Below are 17,055 nucleotides of genomic sequence, written 5' to 3'. Positions count from 1 at the left end.
CCGGGACAGCCGCAGCGCCGCGCAGTCCATCGGCGAGGACTTCGGCGTCCGCTTCCCGATGCTCTTCGACCAGGGTGCGGCGTAGGGGGTGGCCGGTGGGCGCGTACCCTTGGGCATCATGAGTGCCCCGTCCACGACGCCGCGCCCCGCCGCGGCCAATTCGATCTGGCCCCGGCTGGAGCCGCTGCTGCCCCAGGTGACCAAGCCCATCCAGTACGTCGGTGGCGAGCTGGGCGCGGTGGTCAAGGACTGGGACGCCGCCACCGTGCGCTGGGCGCTGATGTACCCCGACGCCTACGAGGTCGGGCTGCCCAACCAGGGCGTGCAGATCCTCTACGAGGTGCTCAACGAGCTGCCCGACGTGCTCGCCGAGCGCACCTACGCGGTCTGGCCGGACCTGGAGAAGCTGATGCGCGCCCACGGCGTGCCGCAGTTCACCGTCGACGCGCACCGCTCGGTGCGCGACTTCGACGTCTTCGGCGTCTCGTTCTCCACCGAGCTGGGCTACACCAACCTGCTCACCGCGATCGACCTGGCCGGCATCCCGATGCTCGCCGCCGACCGTACCGACGCCGACCCGGTGATCGTGGCCGGCGGGCACGCCGCGTTCAACCCGGAGCCGATCGCCGACTTCGTCGACGCCGCCGTGCTCGGCGACGGCGAGGAGGCGGTCCTGGAGATCACCACGATCGTCCGGGAGTGGAAGGCCGAGGGCTCCCCGGGCGGCCGGGACGAGCTGCTGCTGCGCCTGGCCCGCACGGAGAGCGTCTACGTGCCGCGCTTCTACGACGTGGACTACCTGCCCGACGGCCGGATCCAGCGCGTCGTGCCGAACCGGGCGGACGTGCCGTTCCGGGTGCACAAGCGCACGACGATGGACCTGGACGCCTGGCCGTACCCGAAGAAGCCGCTGGTCCCGCTCGCCGAGACGGTGCACGAGCGGTACGCGGTGGAGATCTTCCGGGGCTGCACCCGGGGCTGCCGGTTCTGCCAGGCCGGCATGATCACCCGCCCGGTGCGGGAGCGCTCGATCACCACGGTCGGCCAGATGGTCCGCGACGGCCTGGAGTTCTCCGGCTTCCACGAGGTCGGCCTGCTGTCGCTGTCGTCGGCCGACCACTCCGAGATCGGCGACATGTGCTCCGGCCTCGCCCAGCAGTACGAGGGCACCAACGTGTCCCTGTCGCTGCCGTCGACCCGGGTGGACGCCTTCAACATCGACCTGGCCCAGGAGCTGTCCCGCAACGGCCGACGTACCGGTCTGACCTTCGCCCCGGAGGGCGGGTCGGAGCGGATCCGCAAGGTCATCAACAAGATGGTGTCGAAGGAAGACCTGATCCGCACCGTCGTCACCGCGTACAGCAACGGCTGGCGCCAGGTGAAGCTCTACTTCATGTGCGGCCTGCCCACCGAGACCGACGACGACGTCCTCGAGATCGCGGACATGGCGCACGAGGTGATCAAGGCGGGCCGGGCCGCCACCGGCTCCAAGGACATCCGCTGCACGGTCTCCATCGGCGGTTTCGTGCCGAAGCCGCACACCCCGTTCCAGTGGGCGGCGATGGAGCGTCCGGAGGTGATCGACCACCGGCTGCGGCTGCTCAAGCAGGCGATCAACTCGGACCGCTCGCTGGGCCGGGCGATCGGCTTCCGCTACCACGACGGCGAGCCGTCGCTGATCGAGGGCCTGCTCAGCCGCGGTGACCGCCGGGTCGGCGCGGTGATCCGCAAGGTCTGGGAGAACGGCGGCCGGTTCGACGGCTGGAGCGAGCACTTCTCGTACCAGCGCTGGGTGGAGGCCGCCGCCGAGGTGCTGCCGACGTTCGGCGTCGACCTGGACTGGTACACCACCCGGGAGCGCGACGAGCTGGAGGTCCTGCCCTGGGACCACCTAGACTCGGGCCTGGACAAGGACTGGCTCTGGCAGGACTGGCAGGACTCGATGTCCGAGTACGAGCAGGACGACTGCCGGTGGACGCCGTGCTTCGACTGCGGCGTCTGCCCCTCGATGGACACCGAGATCCAGATCGGCCCGACCGGCCGGAAGCTGCTCCCGCTCACCCCGGTCAACGGACTGAAGGTCCCCACCGGCGCTCAGCAGTGACCGTACCGGGGCGGGTGTGCCGCGCATGGGCGCGCCACCCGCCCCGTCCCGGCGATCATGAAGTTATTGTCACCGGCATCCGTGGCACCTTCATGACCGACCGGTCCTGACACCGAGGAGCACGACGATCAGCAGGAAACCACAGCCGGAGGGCGGGCAGGCGCCGGTCGTCCAGCGCGTCCGGATCCGGTACGCCAAGCGCGGCCCGCTCCGGTTCACCTCGCACCGCGACTTCGCCCGGGCCTTCGAGCGCGCACTGCGCCGGGCCGGCGTCCCGATCGCCTTCTCCCAGGGCTTCACCCCCCACCCCAAGATCTCCTACGCCAGCGCCGCCCCGACCGGCGTCGCCAGCGAGGCCGAGTACCTGGAGATCGGCCTGCGCGAGCAGGTCGACCCGGAGCAGTTGCGCGTGGCGCTGGACGCCGCGCTCTCGCCGGGGCTGGACGTGCTCGACGCGGTGGTCGCCGGAACCGGCAGCCTGGCCGACCGGATCGAGGCCTCGCACTGGCGCATCGAGCTGCCCGAGGTCGAGCCGGCCGCACTGGAGGCGGCCGTCGCCGCGTTCACCGCCGCCGACGAGATCCAGGTCGAGCGGATGACCAAGCAGGGCCGGCGCACCTTCGACGCCCGGGCGGCCGTCATGCGCATCGATGTGGTGCCGCCCGCGGAGACGCCTTCCGGGGTGCCGGGCGCCTCGTGTGCGATACTCGAACTGGTCGTGCGGCAGGTCACCCCGTCCGTACGGCCCGATGACGTCCTTTCCGGCCTCCGCGTGGTGGCCGACCTGGTGCCGCCGGTCTCGCCAAGGGTGACCCGGCTGGCGCAGGGCACGCTGACCGCGCAGGGTGCGATCGTGGATCCGTTGGACGCGGACCGCGACGGGGCAACCATCGGTGAGCACTGACCGACGGTCGGTGCTCTAGGCAGGCAGACTTCGGCGGTCGCGCACCACGCGCGCCCGGCGGAAACACTTTTGCGGCAACCCTGCGTGGCAGCGCTCACCCGCGCCCGGGGCGGCCAGAACTGGAGAACGTCCATGCTCGAGAACGAGCCCGAGGGCGGCGAACGGACCGGCGCACAGCCGGCCGGCGACACCGCCGACGCCACCACCGACAGCGTCACCACCGGCAGCGCCGCCACTGACGGCGCCGCCGAGGCCGCGCCGAAGCGCCGGCGCACCACCCGGCGCAAGGCGGCGCCGCTGAACCAGCCGGAGCAGGTCGACGCCCCCGCCGAGGCGTCGGCGACTGCCGCCTCCGGCACCGACGAGGCGCACCAGGCCGAGGTACTCGCCCCGGTCGCCGGTGAACTGGACACGCCGCCCAAGACGACCCGTCGCCGGCGCAAGGCGACACCGGCCGCTGCCGCCGACGAGCCGGTGGTGGCCACCGGCGCCGAGGAGCACTCGGCGGAGGTCGTGCCGCCGGTGAAGGTCACCCGGACCCGGCGCAAGAAGGCCGCCGCCCCGGCGGCGGCCGAGCCGGCCGCCGAGACCCCGGCCGAGCCCGCTCCGCCGGCCGTCGAGGCCGCCCCGCCGGTTGTCGCGGCGGTCGAGGAGGAGGAGCCCGCCGTCGAGGCGGCGGCGCCCACCGAGCCCACCGCGCTCGACGAGGAGCCCGCCGAGCCCGTCGAGACCGAGCCGGGCGTCACCGAGCCCGCCGTCGCGCCCTCCGGCGCCGAGAGCCGGGCCGGCGAGGTCCCGCCCGGTGTCGCGGTGTCCGGCGCCGAGCCGGCGGCCGAGCCCGCGCCGGAGCCGCGTACCCGCCGCCGGCGGGCCGCGCTCTCCGCGCCCACCGTGCTCTTCATGGCCCCGCTGCCCGAGGACCTGCCGGTCGTCCGCGTGGTCGAGCCCGGCCCGGCGGCGGCCGAGGAGGCCGTCGAGGAGCCGGCCGAGACCGGCCGCCGACGTCGCCGGGGCCGCCGTGAGGTCGAGCCGGTCGAGGTGGCCGAGGTCGAGGAGGAGCCCACCGGCGAGGCCGAGGAGGCCGCCGAGACCGAGGACGAGGACGAGGACGAGAGCGCGGCGGCCCGCCGTCGCCGTCGTCGTGGTCGCCGGGGCCGCGGTCGCGGCAAGGGCGGCGCCGAGGACAGCGACGAGGAGGAAGAGGCCGAGGAGGCCGTCCAGGCCGAGGCCGCCGAGGCCGAAGAGGCCGAGGCCGAGGACGAGGAGGGCGAGGGCGACGGGCTGACCCGCCGTCGCCGCCGTCGTCGCCGCCGTGGCGCCGGGGACGTGGAGGGCGCCGCCGACGACGGCGTGCCCACCGTGGTCAAGATCCGCGAGCCGCGCAAGGCCGTCGACGAGGTGCAGGGCGTCTCCGGCTCGACCCGGCTGGAGGCCAAGCGCCAGCGCCGTCGGGACGGCCGCGAGCAGCGCCGTACCCGGCCGCCGATCCTCAGCGAGTCGGAGTTCCTGGCCCGCCGGGAGGCGGTCGACCGGGTGATGGCGGTACGCCAGCGCGGCGACCGCACCCAGATCGCGGTCCTGGAGGACGGCGTGCTGGTCGAGCACTACGTCACCCGCAACTCCTCCGGCACCATGGCCGGCAACGTCTACCTCGGCAAGGTGCAGAACGTCCTGCCCAGCATGGAGGCGGCGTTCGTCGACATCGGGCGGGGACGCAACGCCGTGCTGTACGCCGGCGAGGTCAACTGGGACACCTCCGGCCTGGAGGGGCGGGCGCGCTCGATCGAGCAGGCGCTGCGCTCCGGCGACTCGGTGCTGGTGCAGGTGACCAAGGATCCGATCGGGCACAAGGGCGCCCGGCTGACCAGCCACGTCGCGCTCTCCGGCCGGCACCTGGTGTACGTGCCCAACGGCAACGCCTCCGGCATCAGCCGCAAGCTGCCGGACAACGAGCGCAAGCGGCTGCGGGACGTGCTCAAGAAGCTGGTGCCGGACGGTGCCGGTGTGATCGTCCGGACCGCCGCCGAGGGGGCGAGCGAGGACGAGCTGGCCCGTGACGTCAAGCGGCTCCAGGCGCAGTGGGAGGACATCCAGGCCAAGGCGGCCGAGGGTGGCGCCCCGGTGCTGCTCTACGAGGAGCCGGACCTGGTCATCCGGGTCGTCCGGGACCTGTTCAACGAGGACTTCCGCGAGCTGGTCATCGAGGGCGAGCAGTCGTACGACATGGTCGAGTCGTACCTGTCGCACGTCTCGCCGGACCTGGTCGCCCGGCTGCGCCGGCACGTCGGCGCCACCGACGTCTTCGCCGAGTACCGGATCGACGAGCAGATCATCAAGGGGCTGGACCGGAAGGTCTTCCTCCCCTCCGGCGGGTCGCTGGTCATCGACCGCACCGAGGCGATGACCGTCATCGACGTCAACACCGGCAAGTACACCGGCTCCGGGGGCAACCTGGAGGAGACGGTCACCCGCAACAACCTGGAGGCGGCCGAGGAGATCGTGCGTCAGCTCCGGCTGCGCGACCTCGGCGGCATCGTGGTGATCGACTTCATCGACATGGTGCTGGAGTCGAACCGTGAGCTGGTGCTGCGCCGGTTGACCGAGTGCCTGGGCCGGGACCGGACCAAGCACCAGGTCACCGAGATCACCTCGCTCGGCCTGGTGCAGATGACCCGGAAGCGGATCGGCGCGGGCCTGCTGGAGGCGTTCAGCGAGACCTGCGAGTGCTGCAAGGGCCGCGGCCTGGTCATCCACACCGAGCCGGTGCCGGAGAAGCCGCGGGCCGGCGGCGCGGGGGAGAAGGTCAAGGCGGTCGCCTCCGCGGTGGCCCCCGCCCCGGCGGCCGAGCAGACCGGCGGGTCGTCGCGGCGGCGCTCGCGCAAGGCCGCCGCCGCGCCGGAGCGCACGGTGGTCGAGACCACCGAGAACACCGACGTGGTCGCCGAGACCGAGGCCGAGTACCACGACACCATGGGCTACGACCTGTCCCGGTACGAGACCGAGACGCCGGCCGCGCCGGCGGTCGCCGACAGCCTGGAGGGCGAGTCGGCCCGGCTGGCCGGGGCGGACGACCCGGACGCGCTGGGCGACGGCGAGGCCGAGGAGGAGAGCGGCGAGGGCGGCACCGGCCGGCGCCGGTCCCGCCGCGGCGGTCCCCGTCGGCGGACCCGCCCCTGACGGGCTGACCAGCACGACGTTTCGCGGGGCCCCTCTCCCGGCAACATTTGCCGGCGGGAGGGGCCCTGTCGCGTTCTCCGGGCCCGGCTACGATCGGTCACCCCCGGCTAGGAGAAGATCATGCGCCGCCTGCTCGCCGCCACCCTGGTGACCGCCGTACTGCTGACCGGCTCCGGCTGCTCCGGCGACCGGTCCGACGAGACCGCCCGGGCCACCGCCGGCCCGTCCGCCGGCCCGTCGGCCGCCGCCACCATGCCGTCCGCCCCGGTCAGCGTCGCCCCGGCGGGGGGCAACGGGCCGCAGGTCTGCGCCGATGCCGAGCAGGCCTCCTCGGCGGCCGTGCGGACGTACGTCGAGGAACTGGGCAAGATGATCGCCGCGGTCGGCGCGAACGACAGCACCGGGGCGGAAACCGCCCGTAAGCGGGCGGAGTCGGCGTTGGCCACCTGGCGCTCGGCGCTGCGTGAGCAGTCGGCCCGGGCCACCGATCCGCAGTTGAAGACCCTCCTGACCGACCTGGCCACCGAGGTCGGCACGCTCGGCGCCGACGTGGAGTCGATCGACGAGACCGAGCTCGACCGCCTCCAGCAGCGCCTCGACCAGCTCTGCGGCCGCTGACCGGCGGGGCCGGTTTGGGTGTCGCCCGGTCCATGGCGTACCCTTGCCTGCGGCGCACTTTGGTGTGCCGAGTTCCCGCGTGCCCGCGCCGCCGGTGTCACTGCTACCCGGCGAGTCGCCGTGGGAACGACCAGCCAGCAGCCTCAACGACAGGGAGTCCGCCTCCGATGTACGCGATCGTCAAGACCGGCGGCAAGCAGTACAAGGTCGCCGAGGGCGACGTGATCGAGGTCGAGAAGCTCGCCGGTGCCCCCGGCGACGCGGTGAAGCTCACCGCGGTGCTCCTCGTCGACGGTGACGACCTGGTGACCGACGCGGCGAAGCTTGCCTCGGTCGCGGTGTCCGGCGAAATCGCCGCGCACACCAAGGGCCCGAAGATCCGGATCCACAAGTTCAAGAACAAGACCGGCTACCACAAGCGCCAGGGTCACCGCCAGCCGCTGACCCAGGTCAAGGTGACCGGCATCTCCAGCGGGAAGTAGGTCGTCCTCCAATGGCTCACAAAAAGGGTGCGTCCAGCTCGCGTAACGGTCGTGACTCCGCGGCCCAGCGACTCGGCGTGAAGCGCTTCGGTGGTCAGGTCGTCAGCGCGGGTGAGATTCTCATCCGTCAGCGTGGCACCAAGTTCCACCCCGGTGACCTGGTCGGCCGCGGCGGAGACGACACGCTCTTCGCGCTGGCGGCCGGTGCGGTCCAGTTCGGCACCAAGCGCGGTCGCAAGACCGTCAACATCGTGCCGCAGCAGTAGTTCGAAGGCTTTGCGGGCCGTGGACCTCGGGTCCCGGCCCGCTTCGTCTTTTCGCGCGCGGGGGCGGACCTCGCTGGAAGGATTGGCGTCGTGACGACGTTCGTTGACCGGGTCGTCCTGCACATGCAGGCCGGCGACGGCGGGCACGGCTGTGCCTCCATCCACCGGGAGAAGTTCAAGCCGTTCGGCGGCCCGGACGGGGGCAACGGCGGGCACGGCGGCAGCGTCTCCCTGGTGGTCGACCCCCAGGTGACCACGCTGCTCGACTTCCACTTCCGCCCCCACCTCAAGGCCGAGAACGGCAAGGGCGGCGCCGGGTCGAACCGGGACGGCGCCAACGGGCACGACCTGGTGATCAAGGTGCCGAACGGCACCGTGGTGCAGACCCTCGACGGCCAGGTGCTGGCCGACATGGTCGGCGCGGGCACCACCTTCGAGGCCGCCCGTGGCGGTCGCGGCGGTCGCGGCAACGCGTCGCTGGCCAACGCCAAGCGCAAGGCCCCCGGCTTCGCCGAGCTGGGCGAGCCCGGCGACCGGCTGGACGTGGTGCTGGAGCTCAAGAGCGTGGCCGACGTCGGCCTGGTGGGCTTCCCGTCCGCCGGCAAGTCGTCGCTGATCTCGGTGATCTCCGCCGCCAAGCCGAAGATCGCCGACTACCCGTTCACCACCCTGGTGCCGAACCTGGGCGTGGTCCGGGTCGACAACCACACCTTCACGGTCGCCGACGTGCCCGGCCTGATCCCCGGCGCGGCCACCGGCAAGGGGCTGGGGCTGGAGTTCCTCCGCCACGTCGAGCGCTGCGCCGTGCTGGTGCACGTGATCGACACCGCGACGTTGGAGCCGGGCCGCGACCCGCTCGCCGACATCGAGACCATCGAGGCCGAGCTCTCCGAGTACGGCGGCCTCGCCGACCGCCCCCGGCTGGTCGCGCTGAACAAGATCGACGTACCGGACGGGCGGGATCTCGCCGAGATCGTCCGGCCGGACCTGGAGGAGCGCGGCTTCCGGGTGTTCGAGGTCTCCACGGCCACCCGTGAGGGCCTCAAGGAACTGATGTACGCGATGGCCGAGGTGGTCGAGGAGAGCCGCAAGGCGGCCCCGCCGGCCGAGCCGACCCGGATCGTCATCCGTCCGAAGGCGGTCGACGACGCCGGCTTCACCATCGAGGCGGAGGAGGACGGCTCCTTCACCGTGCGCGGGGTGCGGCCCGAGCGCTGGGTCCGGCAGACGAACTTCGAGAACGACGAGGCGATCGGCTTCCTCGCCGACCGGCTCGCCCGCCTCGGCGTCGAGGACAAGCTGGCCAAGGTCGGCGCCAAGCCGGGCGATCTGGTGCGCATCGGCGAGCGGGAGTTCGACTGGCAGCCGACCCTCTACGCCGGCACCGAGTTCGTGCCGGGCAGCCGGGGCACCGACGTTCGGCTGGAGGAGAAGTCGACCCGCGCCTCGGCCGCCGAGCGGCTGGCCGCCCGCAAGGCACGCCGGCAGCGCCCGGCCGACGAGCAGGAGGCCGGTGGCCTGGACGCGGACGTCTCCGACGACCTGGACGACGACGACCTCGAATAGCTCCGCCGTGTCCGTGTCCGGGTCGATCGCCGGAAACCTCCGGGAAATCGGCCCGGCCTAGCCTGGGCGGATGCTGATCGAGTCCCGCCCCTGCACCGATCCGGAGATCGACGCCCTCGTCGCCGCTCAGCAGCGTGAGCTGCGCGAGGCCGACGGCGGGCTGGACGGGCAGGTCACCGTCACGCACGACGACATCCGCTATCTCGCGGTGGTCGTCGACGGCCGGGCGGTGGCCTGCGGGGGGATCCAGTCGCTGGACGCGGCCACCGGGGAACTCAAGCGGATGTACGTCCGGCCCGGGTACCGGGGCCGGGGCATCGCCCGGCAGCTGCTGACCGCGCTGGAGGAGCTGGCCTTCCAGCGGGGGCACTCGGTGGTCTGCCTGGAAACCGGCGTGTACCTGCCGGCGGCGATCGGGCTCTACACCTCCTGCGGGTACGAGCCGATCCCGGTCTACGGCGAGTACGTCGACAACCCGTACAGCGTCTGCTTCGCCAAGCGCCTGCCGGTGGCCGCCTGAGGGCGGGTCAGGCGCCGGTCTCGGCGTGCGCCACGGTGACCGGCTTGGACTCCGGGGACGCGTGCTGGCGCAGCACGATGCTCAGCAGGATCAGCGCGCCGACGGCCAGGAACTCGCTCTGCCAGTTCTGCATCGACTGGAACCAGAAGTCGCTGGTGCCGAGGAACTGCCAGGCGCTGATCGGGGCGGCCCCGTTCTGCAGGGCCTGCTCCTGGTTGTGCTGCGCCACGCCGCCGAGCAGGTGGCCGACGAACGAGCCGGCGAAGATGAGCAGCAGGGCCAGCGACAGACTGTTGCGGTAGACCACCAGCGGCAGGCCGCCGACCCGGACCGGCCAGGGGGAGTCCGGCCCGGCCCGGCGCTCGTCGTCCTCCGGGCGGTCGGTCTGGCCCTCCGGCTTCGACTCCGCCGACCCCTGCTGCACCAGGTACGCGGTCAGCAGCACGTAGCCGCCCATCTGGAGGAACTCCGACTCCCAGTTCTCGAAGACGGACTCGGCGAAGTGCCCGGTGCCCAGGTACGACGGCCAGCTGAGCGGCTCGGCACCGTACTCGGCAAGCTCCTCGTTGTGGGTCTGCCAGCCGAAGACGCTCTGCAGCGTCAAGAAGACGAGAAACGCGCCGAGCATGACGATGCTCAGCGCGTTGTTGCGGATCCACCGTGGCATCGTGACCTCCTCGTCCGCCACCCGACGCCCTATCCGGTGCCCGCTTCCCAGTCCGATCAAACTCGGACATGCCGGGCGTTGCGCTGGCCCTTGTTCAGGGACGGTCGAACGGGGTGTCCAGCCGGCCGCCGGTGCCCGCGTCGTTGGAGAGCAGCAGCCCGAGCGCGAGCATGCCGAAGCCGAGCCCCAGGTGCAGCCAGTTGTCGGCGTCGTTGAGCGGGACGAAGTTGGCGACGGACTCCCGGTCGATGGCGAAGCCGTACAGCCACAGTCCCAGGTAGGCGACGCCGCCGCCGGCCAGGAAGAGCCGGGCCCCGCCCAGCCTGCGGGCCATCACCAGCCCGAGCAGCCCGAAGAGCAGGTGCAGCACGTTGTGCAGGACCGACACCTGGAACAGGCCGAGCAGCTTCGCGCCCGAGTGGTGACCGGCGAAGGTCAGGTGGTCGTACCCGGTGGTGACGCCCGGGACGAAGCCGAGTACGCCCAGCACCAGGAAGACCGCGGCCACCGCGAGGGCGACCCCCTGGATCCGGGGCTTCGGCCCGGCCGCGCCACGCCCGCGCCCGTCACGTGCCATCGATGTCACCTCCACCCAGCAGCTGTCGGCGACAGCCGGACGATCATCACATTCTGTGACCGGACGGCTGCGCAGCGCAGAGGAATGACGAATCAGGCATGGATCCGACACCGGGGGGTAGGTCAATGGCGACGCCGGAGTGACCGCCGGCGGAAACCCCCGAGCGCATCAACCGCACGAGCTTCCGAGCGGAAGGGAAATCATGACTTACGATCTCTCGCCCACGTCTTCCACCTACGGAAGCGATCAGGGCAACGGTAACGGCGGTGTCAAGGACCAGGCCCGTCAGGTCGGGGCCGAGGCCGCCAACGCGGGTGGCGCGGTCGCACAGACCGCGAAGGAGCAGGGTCGCGAGGTGGTCGACGAGACCAAGCGGCAGGCGCGCAGCCTCTACGGCGAGGCCCGCAACCAGCTCGCCGGCCAGACCAGCCAGCAGCAGCGCCGGGCGGCCGGTGGGCTCCGCTCGCTGGCCGACGAGATGCGCTCGATGGCGCAGAACGGCGGCGCGGGTGGCCCGGTGACCGAGCTGGCCCACCAGGCGGCCGACCGGGTGCACGGAGTGGCCGGCTGGCTGGAGGAGCGCGAGCCGGGCGACCTGCTCAACGAGGTCAAGACCTACGCCCGCCGAAACCCGGGCACCTTCCTGGTCGGGGCGGCCCTGCTGGGCGTGCTCGCCGGCCGGCTGACCAAGGGCCTCACCTCCGCCGACGACTCGACCGGCGCCCACGGCCTGTACGGCTCGACCGGCGGCTACGACGACCCGGACCGGACCGCGGTCATCCCGACGCCGCCCGCGCCGCGCGCGGTCCCCGACAGCTACCTCGACCCGACCCCGGGCTACGCCGGCACGGCGTACCCGGACAACGGCGGCACCACCAGCTACGCCGACCCGGCGGGCGGCACCGGTCAGCCGCTGCCCCCGGTGACCCAGACCGACCCGCTGCCGGGCGTGCCCTCCAGCGGCACCGGCACCCCCCGTCCGTGAGCGAACGAGTCATCCGAAGGGAGGCGGCGGCATGAGCATGCCGACGCAGGGGTCCGGAGTGGACCCCGGGTACCACCCCGCGGGTGCGCCGCACACCGCGGACGAGGTCAGGGGCAGCTCGCTGGGTGAGCTGATGCGGTCGGTCACCACCGACCTGTCCACCCTGATGCGGCAGGAGGTGGAGCTGGCCAAGGCCGAGATCCGCCAGGAGGGGAAGAAGGCGGGCAAGGCCGCCGGTCTCTTCGGTGGCGCCGGCTTCGGCGGCTACATGGTGGCGCTGTTCGTCTCCATCGCCGTGTGGCAGTTCCTGGACAACGTGATGGATTCGGGCCTGGCCGCGCTGATCGTGGCCGTGCTCTGGGCGGTCGTCGCCGCCGTCCTCTACTCCATGGCCAAGAAGAACGCCGAGCGGATTCGCGGCCTCAAGCAGACCAACGACAGCGTGCAGCGCATCCCCGACGCGCTCAAGCCCCATCCGGAGGGAGTCACCCGATGAGCACCGATCCCGATCAGATCCGCCGGGAGATCGAGGCCACCCGCAACAGCCTGAGCTCGGACGTGGACGCCCTGGCGTACAAGGTCAGCCCCGGCCGCATCGTCGACGACCGCAAGCAGCGGGTGCGCAGCGCGCTGCAGAATGTGAGGGAAAAGGTTATGGGTAGCGCTTCCGACCTCGGCCACAGCACCGGCCACGCCGCCCAGTCGGTCGGTGACCGCGCCTCCTCGGCGGCCTCCACCGTCAGCGACAAGGCCCACTCGGCGGCCTCCACGGTCAGCGACAAGGCCCACTCGGCCGCCTCGACCGTCGGCGACGCCGCGCAGCGGGCGCCGCAGGTGATCCGTCAGAAGTCCGAGGGCAACCCGCTGGCCGCCGGCCTGATCGCCTTCGGCGTCGGCATGCTGGTCTCCTCGCTGATCCCGGCCACCCGCCGCGAGCAGGAGCTGGCCACCCAGGTCAAGGAGAAGGCCACCGAGCACAGCGGGGTGGTGAAGGAGAAGCTGGGCGAGGTCGCCAACGAGCTCAAGGAGGAGCTGCGCGAGCCCGCGCAGCGCGCCACCGAGTCGGTGAAGGCCACCGCCCAGGACGCCGTCCACGCGGTCAAGGACGACACCAAGTCGGCCGCCCAGGACGTCAAGGAGCAGGCGCAGCAGTCCCGCGACCAGGTCCGGAACTGATCCGGCCACCCACGTCGCACACCGCAGCTCGCGGCCACTCCCGGCTTTCGCCGGGACGTGGCCGCGAGCTGTCGCACGTACCGGCCCCGGGCCGATGTCCCGGCCCGCCCGCCCTGGCGGGTGACGGCTGGCGGCTCGCGGACCGGGCACGCCGGCCTCCGACGGCGGGGGATCAGCGCCCGGCCGCGCCCGGCGGCGGATCAGCGCTGGGTGAGGCGGCGGGGGATCAGCGCCGGGTGAGGCGGCGGCGGAGGGTGTGCTCGAAGTGGGCGGCGCGGCGTACCCGGCCGTCGCCGTAGCGCACGCCGCCGCGCAGGACCCGCCGGGCCAGGGCGAGCCAGGCGCAGCCGCCGCGTTCCAGCAGCCACAGCGGGGCGGCCAGGGCGGTGGCCGGGGGGAAGACCGCGGTGCCGCCGGCCCGCCGGCGCCCCCGCTCGGCCAGCGCGACCGTCGCGGCGGTGGCCGCGAGCAGCGCGCCGGGTCGCCGGGCGGCCAGCGCGGCCAGCACGCCCGGCAGCACCGCCAGCGAGGTCAGCAGCCGCACCGGCTGGGCCAGGTCGTCGTACGCCTGGCGGACCCGCTGGCCCCGGAAGTGCGCCGCGGTCGGTGGCAGCCGGCGTACGTAGAGCCTGGCGGGCGCCGCCTCGGTCCCCCCGTACGCCCGCACGGTGCGGATCAGCTCCAGGTTCTCGAAGAGCACGTCGGGGTCGTAGCCGCCCATCGCCCGGAAGGTGCTCCGGCGCACCGCCAGGGTGCCCGGGTAGTCGGCGCCGAGCGCCCGGTTGAGCAGCGTCCGGCCGGTGTCCCACCAGGCGTGCCAGGGCAGCGGGTCGAAGTAGTTCTGCGGCCGGACCAGGTCGGCGACGTCCAGCAACCGGTGCACGGCGCGCAGGGCGGGCTGGTCGTACCGGACGTCGTCGTCGGCGATCACCACGTGCTCGTGCCGGGCCATCGCGACGCCGGTGAGCACCCCGCGGACCTTGCCGTTGACGCCCCGCACGGCCGGGTCCGGGGCGACGTGCCGCACGACGCCGCGCCACGCGCCGGCGTGCCGGGCGAAGACCTCCGGCGGGGAGCCGTCCACCACGGTCACGTCGGCCAGCGCGGCGATCGACCGCAGGTACCCGGTCAGCTCGGCCAGGCCGGCGTCGTCGGACCAGCGCAACGGCAGGACGTACTCGACGGGGAGCCGATCGGGGCGGACGCCGCGCTCCGGCGCGCGGACCGGTGGCGGGTCCGCCGGGAGCGGTGGCATCGGCCCGGCGGCGGCCGGCGACGCGGGCGGGACCGGCCGGCGCCGGGCCGGGGCGCTCACGCCGACTCCGGGCGCCGGTAGACGGAGACGTGGTCCCGGCTGTCGTCGGTGAAGGGGGCGCCGGACCAGTCGGCCCAGCGGTGTTCCCTGCTCATCCCGGCCAGCTGGGCCATCAGGTCGAGTTCGGCCGGCCAGGCGTAGCGGTGGTTGGCGGGCAGCAGCCGCACCCCGTCGTTGCCGAGCCGGATCTTGGTGGTGGTCATCCGCTGCTCCGCCGGGTACAGCCGGGCCGCCTCCAGCAGCACCGCGTCCTGGGCGACGTGCACCGGGCGCAGCGACGTGCCGCCGCGGAACGCGCCCGGGTCCGGTACCCACGCCTCCACCACGAACCGGCCCCCGGGCCGCAGGTGCGCCGCGGCGTTGCGGAAGCAGGCGACCTGGGCGTCCTGGTCGGGCAGCGCGAAGATCGTGTTGAACGCGAGCAGCACCAGGGCGAACTGGCCGGCGACGCGGGTCTCGGTGAAGTCGCCGATGGCCACCTCGATCCGGTCGCCGCCCGGCTTGGCCCGCAGCCGGGCCGCCATCTCCGTCGACCCCTCGATCCCGGCGACCGTGAGGCCCCGTTCGCGCAGCGGCAGGGCCAGCCGGCCGGTGCCGATGCCGAACTCGCAGACGGCGCCACCGTCGGCGAGCGCCGCCAGGCGGTCCACGGCCGCGTCGGGGGTGAGGTGGGCGAACGCCAGGTCGTAGACGTCCGCGGGAATGTGTCGGCCGTACTCGCTGGCGTCGAAGGGCAACGCTGCCTCCCGGGAAACGGTGTTCGTCACCGCATGCCCGGAAACCGGCCGGTCAAACGGGGCGTTTCGACGGGTTCACGCCGGGTAGCGCACCGGGATGCGGACGACATCCCCGAACGTCCGAGCGGAGGAGACGTGATGACCAGCAACGCAGCGAGGTGGGCCCTGCTCGGGGCCACCACGGTGACCGCGGTCGGGGTCGGCCGGCTGGTGGCCCGGCGGCGGCGCCGTCACCAGCCGGCGCGGCAGGGCGGCTGGTACGTGGTGCGCCGCGGGATCACCGTGGACCGGCCGATGGACGCCGTCATCGGCTTCTGGACCGACCGGGAACGGCTGGACCGGGCCCTGGGCGAGTGGGCGACCCTCGAACAGCTCGACGAGAACCGGTGGCGCTGCGTCGCCGCCGACCCGGTGCACGGTGGCACCGAGTGGCGGGCCGAGATCACCGTCGACGGGCCGGGCCGGCTCAGCTGGCGGGTCACCGACGGCCCGGTCCCGCAGGAGGGGCACGTGGACCTGACCCCCGCGCCGCAGGACCGGGGGACCGAGATCCGGGCCGAGCTGCGCTACCGCGCGGGCGGTCCGCTGGGCCGGATGCTGGGGCTGGCCCGCGGCGACGAGCCCGACCTGGCGCTGCGGGACGCGCTGCGGCGGATCAAGTCGTTGATCGAGAGCGGCCAGATGATCGACACCCGGCGCGACCCCTCCGGGCGCACCCCGGCCCAGGAGGCGGCGACCGACAAGGTCCGCGAGCGGCTCTCGGCGGGAGGGCGGCCGTGAGGGCGCTGTGCTGGGAAGGGGTCGGCAAGCTGGCGGTCCGGGACGTGCCCGACCCGCGCGTACGGGCCGAGGGCGACATCATCGTCAAGGTCCGGGCCAGCAGCGTCTGCGGTTCGGACCTGCACCTGATCAACGGGTTCCTGCCCGCGATGCGGGAGGGTGACATCCTCGGCCACGAGTTCATGGGCGAGGTGGTGGAGACCGGGCCGGGCGTACAGCGGCTGCGCGTCGGCGACCGGGTGGTGGTCGGCTCGGTGGTGGCCTGCGGCGGCTGCTGGTACTGCCGCACCGAGCAGTTCTCGCTCTGCGACAACTCCAACCCGCAGCCGGTCATCCCGGAGAAGCTGTGGGGCCACTCGCCGGCCGGCATCCTCGGCTACTCCCACGCCGCCGGCGGCTACTCCGGCAGCCACGCCGAGTACATCCGGGTGCCGTTCGGTGACGTCGGCGCGTTCAAGGTCCCCGACGGGGTGCCCGACGACGCCGCCGTCTTCGCCTCCGACGCCATGCCCACCGGCTGGATGGCCGCCGACTTCTGCGGCCTCTCCGGCGGCGAGGTGGTGGCGGTCTGGGGCGCCGGCGGAGTGGGCCAGATGGCGGCCCGCGCCGCCCAGCTGCTCGGCGCCGAGCGCGTCGTCGTGATCGACCGGCTGCCGGAGCGGCTCGCCACGGCCACCGAGCGGCTCGGCGTGGAGACGATCAACTACGCGGAGACCGACGTGCTGGAGGCGCTGCGGGAGATGACCGCCGGCCGGGGCCCGGACGCCTGCATCGAGGCGGTCGGCATGGAGGCGCACGACGTCGGCCCGGCGTACGCGTACGACAAGGCGAAGCAGACCGCCCGGCTGAGCACCGACCGCCCCACCTCGGTCCGCCAGGCGATCATGGCGTGTCGCAAGGGCGGCACGGTGAGCATCGTCGGCGTCTACGGCGGCCTGGTCGACAAGTTCCCCCTCGGCGCGGCGATGAACAAGGCCCTGGTGCTTCGGATGGGGCAGATGCACGCCCAGCGCTACATCCCGATGCTGCTGGACCGCCTCGCCGCCGGCGAGATCGACCCCGGCTACCTGGCCACCCACCCGATGTCGCTGGAGGAGGGCGTGCGCGGCTACGAGATCTTCGAGAAGAAGCAGGACGCCTGCCTGCGCAGCGTGCTGCACCCGGCGATGGCCTGACCGGCG

At 73.1% G+C, this 17,055-nt stretch carries 17 protein-coding genes and 1 pseudogene; 14 read left to right on the top strand and 4 right to left on the bottom strand.

What is annotated here, in order from left to right:
- The 9 genes and pseudogenes from ACSNN7_RS19760 to ACSNN7_RS19720 all read left to right on the top strand — a co-directional run.
- Positions 1 to 82, top strand: a pseudogene (locus ACSNN7_RS19760) (TlpA family protein disulfide reductase); the annotation flags it as partial.
- 36 nt (positions 83 to 118) lie between these two features.
- The gene (locus ACSNN7_RS19755) at positions 119 to 2,104 is read left to right on the top strand and encodes a TIGR03960 family B12-binding radical SAM protein (RefSeq protein ID WP_436682324.1); all 1,986 of its coding nucleotides are present in this window, start codon (positions 119 to 121) and stop codon (positions 2,102 to 2,104) included.
- A gap of 184 nt (positions 2,105 to 2,288) precedes the next feature.
- On the top strand, positions 2,289 to 3,008 hold the full coding sequence (locus ACSNN7_RS19750) for a TIGR03936 family radical SAM-associated protein (protein ID WP_436682328.1): 720 nt from the start codon (positions 2,289 to 2,291) through the stop codon (positions 3,006 to 3,008).
- A gap of 132 nt (positions 3,009 to 3,140) precedes the next feature.
- Positions 3,141 to 6,185: an Rne/Rng family ribonuclease gene (locus tag ACSNN7_RS19745; RefSeq protein ID WP_436682323.1), complete on the top strand. Its 3,045-nt coding sequence runs from the start codon at positions 3,141 to 3,143 to the stop codon at positions 6,183 to 6,185.
- A 120-nt stretch (positions 6,186 to 6,305) separates the two neighbouring features.
- Positions 6,306 to 6,803 (top strand): hypothetical protein, encoded by a 498-nt coding sequence (locus ACSNN7_RS19740; RefSeq protein ID WP_436682322.1) that lies wholly within the window; start codon positions 6,306 to 6,308, stop codon positions 6,801 to 6,803.
- A gap of 167 nt (positions 6,804 to 6,970) precedes the next feature.
- Positions 6,971 to 7,285, top strand: a complete 315-nt coding sequence (rplU, locus tag ACSNN7_RS19735; protein WP_088960746.1) for a 50S ribosomal protein L21 — start codon at positions 6,971 to 6,973, stop codon at positions 7,283 to 7,285.
- Between the two features lie 11 nt (positions 7,286 to 7,296).
- The gene (gene rpmA / locus ACSNN7_RS19730; RefSeq protein ID WP_334455035.1) at positions 7,297 to 7,551 is read left to right on the top strand and encodes a 50S ribosomal protein L27; all 255 of its coding nucleotides are present in this window, start codon (positions 7,297 to 7,299) and stop codon (positions 7,549 to 7,551) included.
- A 90-nt stretch (positions 7,552 to 7,641) separates the two neighbouring features.
- Positions 7,642 to 9,117, top strand: coding sequence for a GTPase ObgE (gene obgE, locus ACSNN7_RS19725; protein ID WP_436682321.1), 1,476 nt, complete (start codon positions 7,642 to 7,644; stop codon positions 9,115 to 9,117).
- 70 nt (positions 9,118 to 9,187) lie between these two features.
- Positions 9,188 to 9,637, top strand: coding sequence for a GNAT family N-acetyltransferase (locus ACSNN7_RS19720; RefSeq protein WP_436682319.1), 450 nt, complete (start codon positions 9,188 to 9,190; stop codon positions 9,635 to 9,637).
- Between the two features lie 7 nt (positions 9,638 to 9,644).
- Here ACSNN7_RS19720 and ACSNN7_RS19715 read toward each other — a convergent pair whose 3' ends face one another.
- Entirely contained in the window at positions 9,645 to 10,304 is a 660-nt protein-coding gene (locus ACSNN7_RS19715) for a DUF6766 family protein (protein ID WP_436682317.1), read from the bottom strand.
- 94 nt (positions 10,305 to 10,398) lie between these two features.
- Positions 10,399 to 10,881, bottom strand: coding sequence for a DUF4383 domain-containing protein (locus tag ACSNN7_RS19710; protein WP_436682316.1), 483 nt, complete (start codon positions 10,879 to 10,881; stop codon positions 10,399 to 10,401).
- A gap of 202 nt (positions 10,882 to 11,083) precedes the next feature.
- Here ACSNN7_RS19710 and ACSNN7_RS19705 point away from each other — a divergent pair, with 202 nt between their 5' ends.
- The 3 genes from ACSNN7_RS19705 to ACSNN7_RS19695 are packed head-to-tail and all read left to right on the top strand — an operon-like array spanning position 11,084 to position 13,042.
- Positions 11,084 to 11,866, top strand: coding sequence for a hypothetical protein (locus ACSNN7_RS19705; RefSeq protein WP_436682315.1), 783 nt, complete (start codon positions 11,084 to 11,086; stop codon positions 11,864 to 11,866).
- 31 nt (positions 11,867 to 11,897) lie between these two features.
- Positions 11,898 to 12,362, top strand: a complete 465-nt coding sequence (locus ACSNN7_RS19700; protein ID WP_436682314.1) for a phage holin family protein — start codon at positions 11,898 to 11,900, stop codon at positions 12,360 to 12,362.
- Positions 12,359 to 13,042 (top strand): DUF3618 domain-containing protein, encoded by a 684-nt coding sequence (locus tag ACSNN7_RS19695; RefSeq protein ID WP_436682313.1) that lies wholly within the window; start codon positions 12,359 to 12,361, stop codon positions 13,040 to 13,042. Before ACSNN7_RS19700 ends, ACSNN7_RS19695 begins: the two co-directional genes overlap by 4 nt.
- 226 nt (positions 13,043 to 13,268) lie before the next feature.
- Here the strand turns inward: ACSNN7_RS19695 and ACSNN7_RS19690 are convergent, their stop codons facing one another.
- Positions 13,269 to 14,357, bottom strand: a complete 1,089-nt coding sequence (locus ACSNN7_RS19690) for a glycosyltransferase (RefSeq protein ID WP_436682312.1) — start codon at positions 14,355 to 14,357, stop codon at positions 13,269 to 13,271.
- The gene (locus ACSNN7_RS19685; RefSeq protein ID WP_436682310.1) at positions 14,354 to 15,124 is read right to left on the bottom strand and encodes a class I SAM-dependent DNA methyltransferase; all 771 of its coding nucleotides are present in this window, start codon (positions 15,122 to 15,124) and stop codon (positions 14,354 to 14,356) included. Before ACSNN7_RS19685 ends, ACSNN7_RS19690 begins: the two co-directional genes overlap by 4 nt.
- Before the next feature lie 108 nt (positions 15,125 to 15,232).
- Here ACSNN7_RS19685 and ACSNN7_RS19680 point away from each other — a divergent pair, with 108 nt between their 5' ends.
- Complete coding sequence (locus ACSNN7_RS19680; RefSeq protein WP_436682309.1) at positions 15,233 to 15,874, top strand: SRPBCC family protein; 642 nt, start codon at positions 15,233 to 15,235, stop codon at positions 15,872 to 15,874.
- The gene (locus ACSNN7_RS19675) at positions 15,871 to 17,049 is read left to right on the top strand and encodes a zinc-dependent alcohol dehydrogenase (RefSeq protein WP_436682308.1); all 1,179 of its coding nucleotides are present in this window, start codon (positions 15,871 to 15,873) and stop codon (positions 17,047 to 17,049) included. Before ACSNN7_RS19680 ends, ACSNN7_RS19675 begins: the two co-directional genes overlap by 4 nt.
- Positions 17,050 to 17,055 lie beyond the last annotated feature (6 nt).

It is taken from the genome of Micromonospora sp. URMC 105 (assembly GCF_051386295.1).
In the GTDB taxonomy this organism is placed as follows: Bacteria; Actinomycetota; Actinomycetes; order Mycobacteriales; family Micromonosporaceae; genus Micromonospora.
The sequence above is the reverse complement of the archived record's forward strand: the minus strand, read 5'-3'. Positions and strand labels throughout refer to the sequence as shown.

What these genes read in the sequence shown, in the direction of transcription:
- ACSNN7_RS19695 (WP_436682313.1), top strand. Translation starts at nt 12,359, where the DNA reads ATGAGCACCGATCCCGATCAGATCCGCCGGGAGATCGAGGCCACCCGC.
- ACSNN7_RS19745 (WP_436682323.1), top strand. Translation starts at nt 3,141, where the DNA reads ATGCTCGAGAACGAGCCCGAGGGCGGCGAACGGACCGGCGCACAGCCG.
- ACSNN7_RS19755 (WP_436682324.1), top strand. Translation starts at nt 119, where the DNA reads ATGAGTGCCCCGTCCACGACGCCGCGCCCCGCCGCGGCCAATTCGATC.
- ACSNN7_RS19740 (WP_436682322.1), top strand. Translation starts at nt 6,306, where the DNA reads ATGCGCCGCCTGCTCGCCGCCACCCTGGTGACCGCCGTACTGCTGACC.
- ACSNN7_RS19705 (WP_436682315.1), top strand. Translation starts at nt 11,084, where the DNA reads ATGACTTACGATCTCTCGCCCACGTCTTCCACCTACGGAAGCGATCAG.
- ACSNN7_RS19715 (WP_436682317.1), bottom strand. Translation starts at nt 10,304, where the DNA reads ATGCCACGGTGGATCCGCAACAACGCGCTGAGCATCGTCATGCTCGGC.
- ACSNN7_RS19680 (WP_436682309.1), top strand. Translation starts at nt 15,233, where the DNA reads ATGACCAGCAACGCAGCGAGGTGGGCCCTGCTCGGGGCCACCACGGTG.
- rplU (WP_088960746.1), top strand. Translation starts at nt 6,971, where the DNA reads ATGTACGCGATCGTCAAGACCGGCGGCAAGCAGTACAAGGTCGCCGAG.
- ACSNN7_RS19700 (WP_436682314.1), top strand. Translation starts at nt 11,898, where the DNA reads ATGAGCATGCCGACGCAGGGGTCCGGAGTGGACCCCGGGTACCACCCC.
- ACSNN7_RS19720 (WP_436682319.1), top strand. Translation starts at nt 9,188, where the DNA reads ATGCTGATCGAGTCCCGCCCCTGCACCGATCCGGAGATCGACGCCCTC.
- rpmA (WP_334455035.1), top strand. Translation starts at nt 7,297, where the DNA reads ATGGCTCACAAAAAGGGTGCGTCCAGCTCGCGTAACGGTCGTGACTCC.
- ACSNN7_RS19710 (WP_436682316.1), bottom strand. Translation starts at nt 10,881, where the DNA reads ATGGCACGTGACGGGCGCGGGCGTGGCGCGGCCGGGCCGAAGCCCCGG.